Annotated in this window: 13 protein-coding genes; 9 read left to right on the top strand and 4 right to left on the bottom strand. The window is 57.8% G+C overall.

Annotated elements, in window-relative coordinates; genetic code table 11:
* The first annotated feature begins 54 nt into the window (after nt 1-54).
* Both rsmA and adk read left to right on the top strand, forming a co-directional pair.
* Nucleotides 55-819, top strand: coding sequence for a 16S rRNA (adenine(1518)-N(6)/adenine(1519)-N(6))-dimethyltransferase RsmA (gene rsmA, locus ED236_RS06160; protein ID WP_123237050.1), 765 nt, complete (start codon nt 55-57; stop codon nt 817-819).
* Between the two features lie 30 nt (nt 820-849).
* Nucleotides 850-1,500, top strand: coding sequence for an adenylate kinase (gene adk, locus ED236_RS06165; RefSeq protein ID WP_123237051.1), 651 nt, complete (start codon nt 850-852; stop codon nt 1,498-1,500).
* A gap of 62 nt (nt 1,501-1,562) precedes the next feature.
* On the opposite strand, the gene ED236_RS06170 is transcribed toward adk, so the two are convergent.
* A complete protein-coding gene (locus ED236_RS06170) occupies nt 1,563-2,237 on the bottom strand; it encodes a DUF6445 family protein (RefSeq protein WP_123237052.1) in 675 nt (224 codons plus the stop codon).
* 154 nt (nt 2,238-2,391) lie between these two features.
* On the opposite strand from ED236_RS06170, the gene leuS reads away from it, so the two are divergent.
* The 6 genes from leuS to nadD are packed head-to-tail and all read left to right on the top strand — an operon-like array spanning nt 2,392 to nt 9,028.
* A complete protein-coding gene (gene leuS, locus ED236_RS06175) occupies nt 2,392-5,124 on the top strand; it encodes a leucine--tRNA ligase (protein ID WP_123237053.1) in 2,733 nt (910 codons plus the stop codon).
* 3 nt (nt 5,125-5,127) lie between these two features.
* The gene (locus ED236_RS06180; protein WP_123237054.1) at nt 5,128-5,655 is read left to right on the top strand and encodes an LPS-assembly lipoprotein LptE; all 528 of its coding nucleotides are present in this window, start codon (nt 5,128-5,130) and stop codon (nt 5,653-5,655) included.
* Nucleotides 5,656-5,672: 17 nt separating this feature from the next.
* Nucleotides 5,673-6,725, top strand: coding sequence for a DNA polymerase III subunit delta (gene holA / locus ED236_RS06185; protein WP_123237055.1), 1,053 nt, complete (start codon nt 5,673-5,675; stop codon nt 6,723-6,725).
* Between the two features lie 5 nt (nt 6,726-6,730).
* A complete protein-coding gene (locus tag ED236_RS06190) occupies nt 6,731-7,096 on the top strand; it encodes a TfoX/Sxy family protein (protein ID WP_123237056.1) in 366 nt (121 codons plus the stop codon).
* The gene (locus ED236_RS06195) at nt 7,093-8,352 is read left to right on the top strand and encodes a glutamate-5-semialdehyde dehydrogenase (RefSeq protein ID WP_123237057.1); all 1,260 of its coding nucleotides are present in this window, start codon (nt 7,093-7,095) and stop codon (nt 8,350-8,352) included. The genes ED236_RS06190 and ED236_RS06195 overlap by 4 nt, the downstream gene beginning before the upstream one ends.
* A 31-nt stretch (nt 8,353-8,383) precedes the next feature.
* Nucleotides 8,384-9,028 carry a nicotinate-nucleotide adenylyltransferase gene (gene nadD, locus ED236_RS06200; protein ID WP_123237058.1) on the top strand — a complete coding sequence of 215 codons (645 nt, stop codon included), beginning with the start codon at nt 8,384-8,386 and terminating at the stop codon, nt 9,026-9,028.
* Nucleotides 9,029-9,047: 19 nt separating this feature from the next.
* Here nadD and ED236_RS06205 read toward each other — a convergent pair whose 3' ends face one another.
* The 3 genes from ED236_RS06205 to ED236_RS06215 form a co-directional block, all read right to left on the bottom strand.
* On the bottom strand, nt 9,048-9,707 hold the full coding sequence (locus ED236_RS06205; RefSeq protein WP_240032047.1) for an alpha/beta hydrolase: 660 nt from the start codon (nt 9,705-9,707) through the stop codon (nt 9,048-9,050).
* 222 nt (nt 9,708-9,929) lie between these two features.
* Nucleotides 9,930-10,451, bottom strand: coding sequence for an SRPBCC family protein (locus ED236_RS06210; protein ID WP_123237059.1), 522 nt, complete (start codon nt 10,449-10,451; stop codon nt 9,930-9,932).
* 140 nt (nt 10,452-10,591) lie between these two features.
* On the bottom strand, nt 10,592-11,542 hold the full coding sequence (locus ED236_RS06215; RefSeq protein ID WP_240032048.1) for a beta-propeller fold lactonase family protein: 951 nt from the start codon (nt 11,540-11,542) through the stop codon (nt 10,592-10,594).
* A gap of 246 nt (nt 11,543-11,788) precedes the next feature.
* On the opposite strand from ED236_RS06215, the gene ED236_RS06220 reads away from it, so the two are divergent.
* Entirely contained in the window at nt 11,789-12,328 is a 540-nt protein-coding gene (locus ED236_RS06220) for an RNA pyrophosphohydrolase (protein WP_123237151.1), read from the top strand.
* Nucleotides 12,329-12,343 lie beyond the last annotated feature (15 nt).

The raw sequence follows: 12,343 nt of genomic DNA on the forward strand, positions 1-12,343 counted from the left end.
CGGCATCACGGGCTGCGCCCATGAGCCTGCACTGAAACGCCAGGACCTGTGTCTGTGAAGCATGTCGCCAAAAAGCGTTTTGGGCAGAATTTCCTCAATGACCAAGCTGTCATCACGGCATTGGTCGATGCCATAGCGCCGTGTCATGACGATGTGATGGTGGAGATCGGCCCCGGCCTGGGTGCATTGACCCAGCCTTTGCTGAAAAAGCTCGATCATCTGCATGTAGTGGAGATCGACCGCGACATCATCAGCTGGATGCAAGGCCATTACCCAGCGGGCAAGCTCACCATCCATGCCTCGGATGCGCTCAAGTTCGACTTTTCCAGCCTGGCGCCACGCCTGCGCGTGGTGGGCAATCTGCCTTACAACATCTCCAGCCCCATTTTGTTTCACTTGCTGGACAAGGTCGCGAATGTGATCGACATGCACTTCATGCTGCAGAAGGAAGTGGTGGAGCGCATGGTGGCCGCGCCGTCTTCGTCTGCGTACGGGCGGCTGTCGGTGATGCTGCAGTACCGCTTGCAGATGGAGTATCTGTTTACGGTGCCGCCCGAAGCGTTCGACCCGGCGCCCAAGGTCGAATCTGCCTTCGTGCGCGCGGTGCCGCATGCGGTGTTGCCTTATCCGGCCAGGGACGAAGTGCTGTTCGCCAAGGTGGTGACGGCGGCATTCGGTCAGCGGCGCAAGACCTTGCGCAATACGCTGAAAGGTATCCTCGATGATGCCGGGTTTGCTGCGCTGGGGCTGGATCCCCAGTTGCGTGCCGAGAACCTGTCGGTGGCCCAATTCGTGGCTATCGCCAATTTTCTCGGCTGATATAATTACAGTTTCAAGGGAGAACACGACATGAGACTCATCTTGCTGGGCGCGCCCGGTGCAGGCAAAGGTACACAAGCGACCTTCATCAAAGAAAAATTCAATATTCCACAGATCTCCACCGGCGACATGCTGCGTGCTGCGGTCAAGGCAGGCACGCCCTTAGGCCTGGAAGCCAAGCGCTTCATGGACAGTGGTGGGCTGGTGCCGGATGAAGTGATCATCGGCCTGGTCAAGGAGCGCATCAAAGACGCTGATTGTCAGGCAGGCTTCCTGTTCGACGGGTTCCCTCGCACCATTCCGCAGGCCGAAGCCATGCAGCAGGCGGGTGTTGCCATTGATTACGTGGTCGAGATCGATGTACCGGACAGTGAGATCATCAAGCGCATGAGCGGTCGCCGTGCACACCTGGCCTCTGGCCGTACCTACCATGTGGTATTCAACCCGCCTAAAGTGGCAGGCAAGGACGATGTGACCGGTGAAGATCTGGTGCAGCGTGATGACGACCGTGAAGAAGTGGTCATGAAGCGTCTGCAGGTCTACCACGAGCAGACCGAACAGCTGGTCGGCTATTATTCAGCCCAAGCAACTGGCGGAGCGAATGCGCCCAAGTATGTGAAAGTGTCCGGTATCGGCGCTGTTGAGGACATCAAGAAGCAGATATTCACGGCACTGGTTTAATTGCCGTCATGCTGAAAATCAAAAAGCCCGCAGCTGCGGGCTTTTTTGTTCCTGTCTGCTGGTCAGGCCTTGATGTTGCGTAGCCGTCTTAGCGGGAATACGCTTTCTTTCTTGGCATCGATACGATTGACGAAAAACACTTGTGCCAGACGGCTGTCCTGCAGCGTCTTGCCAAAGAAGCGATTGGCGGCATGGAAGGTATCACCCTCGTAAACGATCAGGGAGTTGTACACATTGTTCACTCGCACTGTTTCGTCGAACATGCGGTGATAATCTTCCCGCATCACCTTGTGTTTCTGGCGGAACAGGGTGTCATTTTCCTTGATCGCCTGCGCATAAGCGGCTTCATCGAAATGCTGGTTCTTTTTGAACAGCGAGGTGCCGGAGTCGGGCCCGGGTTCGGGGTTGAGGTAAAGCACAGCGGCCAGAATGGTGTTGTTGTCGGTGTGGATCACGCCACGGCCATACTCCTCGGTTACGCTCTGAAAGCTGGTGGAGATCAGCCAGCGCATGTGGTCGAGTTCCGGATTATGGAACAGGGAGATCAGCTTGGTGCTGACTTTCTCGAACAGTTTGCGGTCCAGGTCCAGCAGCTCTTTGGTGCGCGAGCCTGGAAACACATAATTGATGTTGGGGATCTCGTGGCAGAACTTGTAGTCCTGTGCCAGTGCGAATTTGCGTATCGCATCCGGGTCTTCATAAAAGTTCTCTACCACGGTCACTGGATAGTAGTTCATCGGCGGTTCTCGGCTGTTGATGCGTGTGCAGACCAGACTATAACGAGCTAATCCGCCCTTGGGTAGCTCTCTGCCACAGCATGTGGGAAAACACCGGCTCAGCCTTCGCGGTATAATCGTTTTTCCATTGAAAACTCAAGAATCCAAGCCCGCCATGCAGCCGCAGTATCCTTTCCAAGAGATCGAACACGCCACCCAGCAAGGCTGGGCGACCAAGCAGACCTTCCGCGCCGTTGCCGACAGCAGCAAGCCCAAGTACTACTGCCTTTCCATGTTCCCCTACCCCAGCGGCAAGCTGCACATGGGCCATGTGCGCAACTACACCATCGGTGACGTGCTGACGCGCTATCACCGCATGAAGGGCTACAACGTGCTGCAACCCATGGGTTGGGATGCGTTCGGCTTGCCCGCAGAGAATGCGGCGATCCAGAACAAGGTGCCGCCAGCCAAGTGGACTTATGACAACATCGCTTACATGAAGAAACAGCTGCAGTCGCTGGGCTTTGCCATCGACTGGAGCCGCGAACTGGCCACCTGCCAGCCCGAGTATTACAAATGGAACCAGTGGCTGTTCCTGCGCATGCTGGAAAAGGGCATCGCCTACAAGAAGACGCAGGTGGTGAACTGGGACCCGGTCGATCAGACCGTGCTGGCCAACGAGCAGGTCATCGACGGCCGTGGCTGGCGTACCGGCGCACTGGTGGAAAAGCGCGAGATCCCCGGCTATTACTTCAATATCACCGGCTATGCCCAGCAATTGCTAGATGACCTGGACAAGCTGCCGGGCTGGCCGGAGCGCGTCAAGACCATGCAGGCCAACTGGATAGGCAAGAGCACAGGTGTACGTTTTGCATTCACGCATGCTATTCAGGATGCGAGCGGCCAACTGATCGATGATGGCAAGTTGTGGGTGTTCACCACACGTGCCGACACCATCATGGGCGTGACCTTCTGCGCCGTGGCAGCCGAGCATCCGCTGGCGACACTCGCCGCGGGTTCGAATCCCGCCCTTTCCGCCTTCATCGACAAGTGCAAGCAGGGCTCGGTGATGGAAGCCGACATGGCCACCATGGAAAAAGAAGGCATGGACACCGGCCTGACCGTGACCCATCCGCTGACCGGTGAGCAGGTGCCGGTCTGGGTGGGTAACTATGTGCTGATGACCTACGGTGAAGGTGCCGTGATGGCCGTGCCTGCGCATGATGAGCGGGATTTTGCCTTTGCGAAAAAGTATCACCTTCCCATCAAACAGAGCGTTGCGGAGAAGGGGGAAGGGGGAATTGAGAAGGGCTACGCGATTGAGGCCTGGCAGGAATGGTATGCAAGCAAGTCAGGATACTGCTGCAATTCCGGCAAATATGATGGTCTGAGCTACGAAGCTGCGGTGGATGCCATCGCGGCCGACCTCCACGCCAAGGGTCTGGGCGACAAGCAGATCAACTGGCGTCTGCGCGACTGGGGCGTGTCACGTCAACGCTACTGGGGTTGCCCCATCCCCATCATCCACTGCGACAGTTGCGGGGATGTGCCGGTACCAGACGATCAGTTGCCAGTGAAACTGCCTGAGGATTGCGTCCCGGACGGTTCTGGAAATCCGCTCAACAAGCGCGAGGATTTCCTCAACTGTGCCTGCCCAAAATGCGGCGCACCAGCCAAGCGCGAGACCGACACCATGGATACCTTCGTGGACTCCAGCTGGTATTACGCGCGCTATGCCACCAGCACGGTAGCCAGTGGTTTCAACCCGGATGTCATGGTGGATGCCGAAACCAATCACTGGATGCCGGTCGATCAGTACATAGGCGGTATCGAACATGCCATCCTGCACCTGCTGTATTCGCGCTTTTGGTGGAAGGTGATGGGGGATGTAGGCTTGCTGTCCTCGGCAACACCGCGATTCGCCCGCGATGATGTTTGCCGCGAACCGTTTGCCAACCTGTTGACCCAGGGCATGGTGCTCAACCACATCTTCTCGCGCCGCACTGACAAGGGCGGTATCCAGTATTACGCGCCGGAGGAAGTGACCCTGGTGCATGACGCTGCCGGCAAGCTCACTGGTGCTACGCTCAACGCGGACGGCCTGCCTGTCGATTTTCAGGGCATGGGCACCATGTCCAAATCCAAGCGTAATGGCGTGGACCCGCAAGCCCTCATCGAACAATATGGCGCGGATACCGCGCGTTTCTTCATGATGTTCGCCGCCCCCCCCGAGCAGACGCTGGAGTGGTCTGATGCTGGTGTTGATGGGGCGCACCGATTTTTGAAGAGGCTTTGGTCTTTTGCTTATGAAAATAGTGAAGCTATTAAGGCAATAACATCTCGTGGCCCTGTACTCTTGGAAATTAATAATTTGTCCGACAGTGCTAAGGCAGCACTTCGAGAATTACATGAGAATCTTAAGCAGGCAAACTTTGATTTAGAACGACACCAATTTAATACGGTGGGTGCAGCTTGCATGAAGATACTAAACATCCTTCAAAGAATTAATGAACCTGTACTCAAGTCTGGCTATGCGCTATCTATTGATATAAGTCCACGAGCCCTGATTTGGGCAAATGGTTTATCAATCCTACTAAGAATTTTGTCTCCAATTTGTCCGCATATCACACAAGCACTGTGGGCCGAGCTGGGCTACGGCGACGATATCCTCGCCGCGGACTGGCCGCAGCCACTGGAGGCGGCGCTGGTGCAGGACGAGATCGAACTGGTGATCCAGGTCAACGGCAAGCTGCGTGGTAGCGTGACGGTAGCGCGCACACTGGAAAAAGCGGCCATCGAAGCCTTGGCGCTGGAGCAGTCGTGCGTACAGAAATTCCTCGAAGACGGCGCCAGTGTGCGTAAAATCATCGTGGTACCGAACAAACTGATCAACGTGGTGGTGGGATAGCACATGCATAAACACAGATGGGTTCCTTCGTTCCTGCGTTTCGGGCTGGTGCTCTGCCTGCTGGCCATGAGCAGTTGTGGCTTCCAGTTGCGCGGTGTCAACGATATCGCCTTCAAAAACCTGTATCTGCAAGGCCAGAATGTGAGTATCGCGCGCGATCTCAAACGCTCCTTATTGAGCAATGGTGTTGCCTTGGTGCCCACGCCAGAGCAGGCGGATCTGATGTTGGAGATCCTGAGTGAATCCGCTGAGAAGCGCATTCTGTCACTGTCCGGCACGGGCCGGGTGCGTGAGTTCGAACTCAACTATCAGGTCAATTTCCGCATCAAGGACCCATCCAATGAGCTGTGGGGCATGCCACAAACCATCAGTGGCCGCCGCGACTTCACCTTTGACGATAGCCAGTTGCTGGCCAAGCAGGGCGAAGAGGCGCGACTCAATGATGATATGCGTGCAGATGCGGTGCGTGAGCTGATGCACGTGCTGTCAGTGCAACGTCCCAAGCCGCGCACCAAGCCACCAGTCGAATAACAGCAGCCTAGCTCCTCATGCAGCTTGCGATCACCCAGCTTGCACAGCATCTGACTCAAGCGCTAAAGCCACTTTATGTGTTCACGGGTGATGAGCCCTTGAGTCAGCGTGAAGCGCTGGATGCGCTACGTGCCGCTGCACGAGCTCAAGGCTATGAGGAGCGTCAAAGCCTGGTGGTGGAGCGCAGTTTCAACTGGCAGCAGCTGGCCAGCTACGGTCAGTCCGCGTCCTTGTTCTCGACCCTGCGTTTGCTGGAGCTGCGTATTCCCAGTGGCAAGCCGGGCGCCGAGGGCAGCAAAGCCTTGCAGCAACTGGCCGCTGCACCGCCGCAGGAGGTGTGCGTGATCGTATTGCTGCCGCGACTCGATAAGGACGCGCGCAACAGCAGCTGGTATGCGGCCTTGCAGCAAGCCGCTGTCTGTGTGCAGCTGCAGGAAGTTAGTCTTGCCGCGCTGCCGCAGTGGATCGCGGAGCGTCTCGCGGCACAGCAGCAGCAAGCCGATGGCGATACCTTGCAGTTCCTGGCGCAGCAGGTGGAAGGCAATCTGCTGGCGGCGCATCAGGAGATCCAGAAGCTGGGCCTGTTGTTCCCAGCCGGACGACTGGACGCAGAAGCCGTACGTGCTGCTGTGCTGAATGTGTCGCGCTATGACACCTTCCAGCTGGGCGATGCAGTACTGCTTGGCGATGCCGAGCGTACGGTGCGCATCCTGCGCGGCTTGCAGGAAGAGGGCGCGCAAGCAGTACCGGTGAGCCGTCTGCTTACCGACTGGGTGATACGCCCGCTACTCAAGCTCAAGGAAGCCGAAGCGCAAGGCGAGTCGGCCAATGCCGCGATGCAGAAAGCCTATATCCGTTTCGACAAGCAGGACCTGTTCCGTCGTGCGGGCAGTCGCCTGAGCCTGCGTCAGCTGCGCGCCGCGCTCAGCAGGCTGGCCGAGATCGATCAGCTGTCCAAAGGCATAGGCAGCGCTGATGCCTGGCTGGAGATCTCCAGGCTATGCTCCGGCCTGGCGCAGGTTGGGCTCAGGTCGGCGGGGTCGTCACGTACCGAGCGCCGCACGCGCTGAGTAGCATGTCCGAATTTGTCGATTATCTGCATGAGGTGTTCGTCCGGTTCGGGCCAGTCGAGGCGCGCAAGATGTTCGGTGGTTACGGGCTCTACCATCAAGGCGTCATGTTCGCGCTGGTTGTAGACGAGCAGCTCTATCTCAAGACCGATGCAGGCAGTGCCGGGCTTTTTGCCGCTCAGCATCTGGCGCCATTCAGTTATCGCAGGGGCGATAAGACCATCAAAATGTCGTATCATCTTGCTCCGGAACAGATTTATGACGACGCGGAGCTGGCGGCCGTTTGGGCTCGCCGTGCGTTTGCCGTGGCCTTGCACAGCAAACGCCGCAATACCGCACACAAAACAGGCAATACAGAAACCACATCATGAGTGATATCAAACGTTATATGCAGCAGCTGGGTCAGCAAGCGCGTGCGGCTTCGCGTCTGATGGCCAAGGCCGATAGCCATGCCAAGAACCTGGCCTTGCTCAACATCGCCCATGCCATCCGGCGCGACAAGCAGGCCTTGCTGGCGGCGAATCAGGCCGACCTGGAGGCGGCACGTGCCGCAGGCATGGAAGCGGCCATGCTGGACCGTCTGGCGCTCAGTGAAAAATCCATCGCCACCATGGCCGAAGGCCTGGAGCAGATCGCCGCACTGGCGGACCCCATCGGTGAGATCTCGGACATGAAATACCGTCCGACCGGTATTCAGGTCGGACGCATGCGCGTGCCTTTGGGTGTGATCGGCATCATTTATGAAGCACGGCCCAATGTCACCGTGGATGCCGCAGGCCTGTGCATCAAATCCGGTAATGCGGCCATCCTGCGTGGCGGCTCTGAAGCTATCCGCTGTAATCAGGCGCTGGCGGCACTGGTGCATGAAGGTCTGGCGGCAGCAGGTTTGCCCAAGGCAGCGGTGCAGGTGGTGGACACCACGGATCGCGCAGCGGTGGGTGAGCTGATCACCATGAAGCAATATGTGGATGTCATCGTGCCACGTGGTGGCAAAGGCCTGATCGCACGCATCTCGGAGGAGGCGCGTATCCCGGTGATCAAGCATCTCGATGGTAACTGCCATGTCTATGTGGATGATGAGGCGGATGCCGTCAAGGCGCTGCGTATCCTGGAGAACTCCAAGGCCCAGCGTCTGGGCACCTGTAACACGGCAGAATCGTTGTTGGTGGCACGCAGTGTCGCTGCGGCACAATTACCGGCGCTGGCCGCCATGCTGACGGCCAGGGGCATCGAGATCCGCGGCTGTGCCGAGACGCAGGCGCTGGTGGCGAACGCCAAGCCAGCGACAGAGGAAGACCATTACACCGAATATCTGGATGCCATCATCTCGGTGAAGGTGGTGGCTGGGCTGGATGAAGCCATCGAGCACATCAACCAGCATTCCTCCCAGCATACCGAGGCTATCGTCACGGAGAACTACACCAAGGCGCGGCGTTTCCTGCGCGAGGTGGATTCCAGCTCGGTGATGGTGAACGCCTCAACACGGTTTGCTGATGGTTTCGAGTATGGTCTGGGGGCCGAGATCGGCATCTCCACGGACAAGCTGCATGCGCGCGGCCCGGTCGGTCTGGAAGGGCTGACCAGCCTCAAGTACATCGTGCTCGGTGACGGGCAGGTGCGCGGCTGAGCTTGCTGCTGCCAGGCAGGTTGATCAGGTCATGATAGGCCTGCTGGGCGGTACTTTCGACCCTATCCATCTCGGGCACCTGCGTCTTGCGCAGGCGCTGAGTGCCGCGCTGAAGCTGAGCATGGTGAGATTCATTCCGGCGGCCGTGCCGCCACATCGCCCACAGCCGCAGGCTAGCGCCCATCAGCGTGCTCACATGGTCAGCCTTGCCATCGCAGCCTGTCCGGAGTTCATGCTGGACACGCGTGAATTGCAACGTGACGGGCCATCGTACACAGTGAATACCTTGCAGGCGCTACGCGCAGAACTTGGTCAGCATGTTTCTTTGTGTCTGCTGTTGGGCCAGGATGCCTTTGCAGGCTTGGCCGGCTGGCATCACTGGCAGACCTTGCTGGAGTATGGTCATATCGTGATTGCCACGCGTCCTGACAGTGCAACCCATGACTACAGCGCAAAACTTCAGCGCTGGCATGACGCGCATCATGTCAGCGCGCTTGAATTGTTGCATGAGCAGCCAGCAGGCTGCATCTATCATCAGGCCATCCCCGCCTTGCCTGTTTCTGCAACAGCGATCCGGGCTGCTCTGGCCAAGGGCGAAGCTGTAGACGCCTGCTTGTCCGGTGCCGTGCTGGACTACATACGCGCCGAGCAACTCTACCTAAACCGACCTTGTTGATCCCCGGTTAGTTACAGACTCAGCTGCCGAGCACGCGCTGCAGAAAGTGCCGTATATCGTCCAGTTGAGGCCTGCACAAACTGTGTGCCATGGGATATTCCTGCCATTCCAGTGCGCAGCCCAGCGCACGTAAGGCATCAGCAGAGGCTTCTGCACGTGCCAGTGTGATCACCTCGTCATACGTTCCATGGGCCATATAGATCGGTGTGACGCGGCCAGCTGCAGTGGTTTCGGCGCTGGCCTTGTCAGCCAAGGGCAGGTAGGTGGACAAGGCCATCACGCCTGCTAACGGTTTGGTTTGCCGCAAGGCGGTATGCAGGGCGATCGCGCCACCTTGTGAAAAGCCCGCCAGTACGATGCGCTGGACCCCATGGGCATATTCACGTTCTATCAGCGCGTTGATCTGGCCCGAGGTGGCATGGATGCCGGCCGCATCCTGTGGCGTGCCGGAGGTCAGCCCGTACAGGTCATACCAGGCCGGCATGACATAGCCATTGTTCATGGTGACCGGGCGCTTGGGGGCATGCGGGAGGACGAAACGTACTTCTGGCATGTCCAGTTGTTCGACCACCGGGGCGAAGTCATTGCCATCTGCGCCCAGGCCATGCAGCCAGATGACGCTGTTGGTGCTTTTCTGCGCACCAAGTTCCAGGGTGGCGAGTGTAGAGGTGTCAGCCAAAGAAGTACTCCAGAACGATGCCAGCGAGGACGACCAGTAGCAGCAACGGGATCAGGCTGATGCGATCGAGGAATTGCTTGATGTGAGTGAGCATGGCGGCCAATAAAAAAAGAGTCTGTGACGCTAAGCGTCATTGCAGTTGGATGATAACAAAAGAGCCTCGTATGAGGCTCTTTTGTCGTGTGCGCAGGCAGTCGGCGCTGCCCGTGCCATTGCTCCGGCTTACTTGCCTTCTGCAACCTTCTTGAGATTGGCCAGGCCAGCGTCATAGACGCCATTCACAGCGTTCAGCGCGGAAGCGTCATCCTGACCTGGTGGGATGGGCGGGTTCAGCTTGTACACGCGGTAGAAGCGACCAACCCAGGTGACGGTGCTTTCGCCAGCGCCAGGACCTGCCTTGACGGTAATGAAGGAGTTGTAGTCCGCGACCGGCAGTACACCTTCGACGATCTCATACTTGAGCTTCATCTCGCCATCGTCGGCACTACGCAGCTTTTCGTAGATGGTGCCGCCACCCTTGAGGGTCAGCAGGCGGAACGTGTCTTCGCCCTTCTTTTCCAATTTGGTGCTGGCTACAGCTGGGTGCCAGGCTTGCATGTTGCCGAAATCCTTGACCAGTGCCCACACCTTGGCGGGTTCAGCCTTGATGGTGACCGACTTTTCTACTTTTTGTGGCGATGGGCCGTGAGCGGCAGCGCTCAGTGGCAGCAGCGCCATGGCCAGTAGTGCAAACAATTTTTTCATGCGATATTCTCCAAAGTAATTAAAACGCCGAGCTTACTACTTCATTCAACGCCGGACCAAGCGATTGGTTACAAAAAGCGAAGAAAAAAGATCTTTCATATCCACCTGCGATGGGCGCTAGCGGTGCGGCTGTCGCGTGTTCATGGCAGGCTGGGGTCGATAAATTGGCCAAAGGCACGGCTTTGCTTGCCAGTGCGGATGGTACTGATGACGGTCAGCGTGTCCGGGTCGATCACGGTGACCGTGTCGTCGAACCAGTTGGCCACGAATATGTGCTGGTCACTGGCACTGATGCCTTCCGGGTAGCCGCCTACGTCTATGCTGGTCAATACTTGGCGGCTGGCGACATCGATCACGGTGACGTTATCGCCTTGCGTGTTGGTGACGAACAGGCGGCGCTGGTCCGGACTCAGTGCCACGCAGTAGGGATGTTCACCCACTTTGACGCTGCTGGTTTGCAGGCTGGCGGTATCGATGATGGTCAGGCTGTTATCGTAGACATTCACGCTGTACAGCTGCTTGCCGTCGCGGCGCAGCGTCAGGCCGAACGGGTGCGCACCGACCGGTACGCGCGCGCTGATGTTCCAGTCTTTGGTGCTGATGACGGCAACATCGTTGCTGTCGCGGTTGGCGACATACAACCATTGTCCATCCGGGCTGGCGATCATGCCGGCAGGTGCCTTGCCTACCGAGAGGCTGCCCAGTGGCTGCAAGCTGGCGCTGTCAAAACGCAGGACTTGGTCATCGAACCAGTTGGCGACGAACACCTGGCTGTGGTCTGCAGACAAGGCTACGCCTACCGGCGCGCCCTTGATGGCAATGGTGCTGATGACACGCTGTGTGTTGCTGTCGATCACCGACAGGCTTTGATCTTCCACATTGGAGACGAACACACGTCCCAAGCGCGCTGAAACCGCCACGCCTACCGGTGCCTTGCCTACCCCGATGGTCGCGATCACCTTGTGATTGGTCACATCCACTACGGAAACCGAGTCACTTCCCTGGTTGGTGATGTAGGCGTGCCCGCCCGCCCATGCCGAAGCACTGGCGCACAGCACGATGATACCCAGCAGGCGTAAAAGAGGATTCAAAGTATCGGTAGCGCGATCAGTATATGGTCGAGGTCGGGTTGTATAGGCGCTGTGCTGGCGGGATATCGGTTGAACGTGACGATGGTAAAACGGGGTGTTCATGTAACTGGTTGACGAAACAGTATAAGCGTTGCTCAAGTTGAGCGTCAATGTCTGGGGTTGAGTGCTTGGTGCGCCCTGAATCTGCGCTTTCCAAGCAGGTCGAATTGTGGAAAAATTGACCTTAAATATTTGAGGTTGAACATCATGTTAGATCGGGATGGATATCGGCCCAATGTGGGCATCATTATCTGCAATTCCCAGAATCAGGTGTTTTGGGGCAAGCGCATTCGAGAGCATTCCTGGCAGTTTCCGCAAGGTGGCATCAAACACGGTGAAAGCCCGGAGCAAGCCATGTACCGCGAGCTGATGGAAGAGGTCGGGCTGCGGCCTGAACACGTACGTATCCTGGGCCGTACCCGCGACTGGTTACGGTATGACGTGCCCAGCAACTGGGTCAAGCGCGAGTGGCGTGGCAGTTACAAAGGCCAGAAGCAGATCTGGTTCCTGCTGCGCATGGTCGGGCGTGACAGCGATGTGTCGTTGCGTGCCAGCGAGCATCCGGAGTTCGATGCCTGGCGCTGGAACGATTACTGGGTGCCGCTGGAAAGTGTGATCGAGTTCAAGCGCGACGTCTATCGCTTGGCGCTCAACGAATTGTCCGGTCATTTGCACACAGACCGCAGCCAGCGGCGCTACCGTCACGCACGTCAGCCTGCTGCAGCCAAGCCTGCGGCAGCAGCTTGAATTCAGCAGCCCTGA

Source organism: Pseudomethylobacillus aquaticus, from assembly GCF_003730115.1.
In the GTDB taxonomy this organism is placed as follows: Bacteria; Pseudomonadota; Gammaproteobacteria; order Burkholderiales; family Methylophilaceae; genus Pseudomethylobacillus; species Pseudomethylobacillus aquaticus.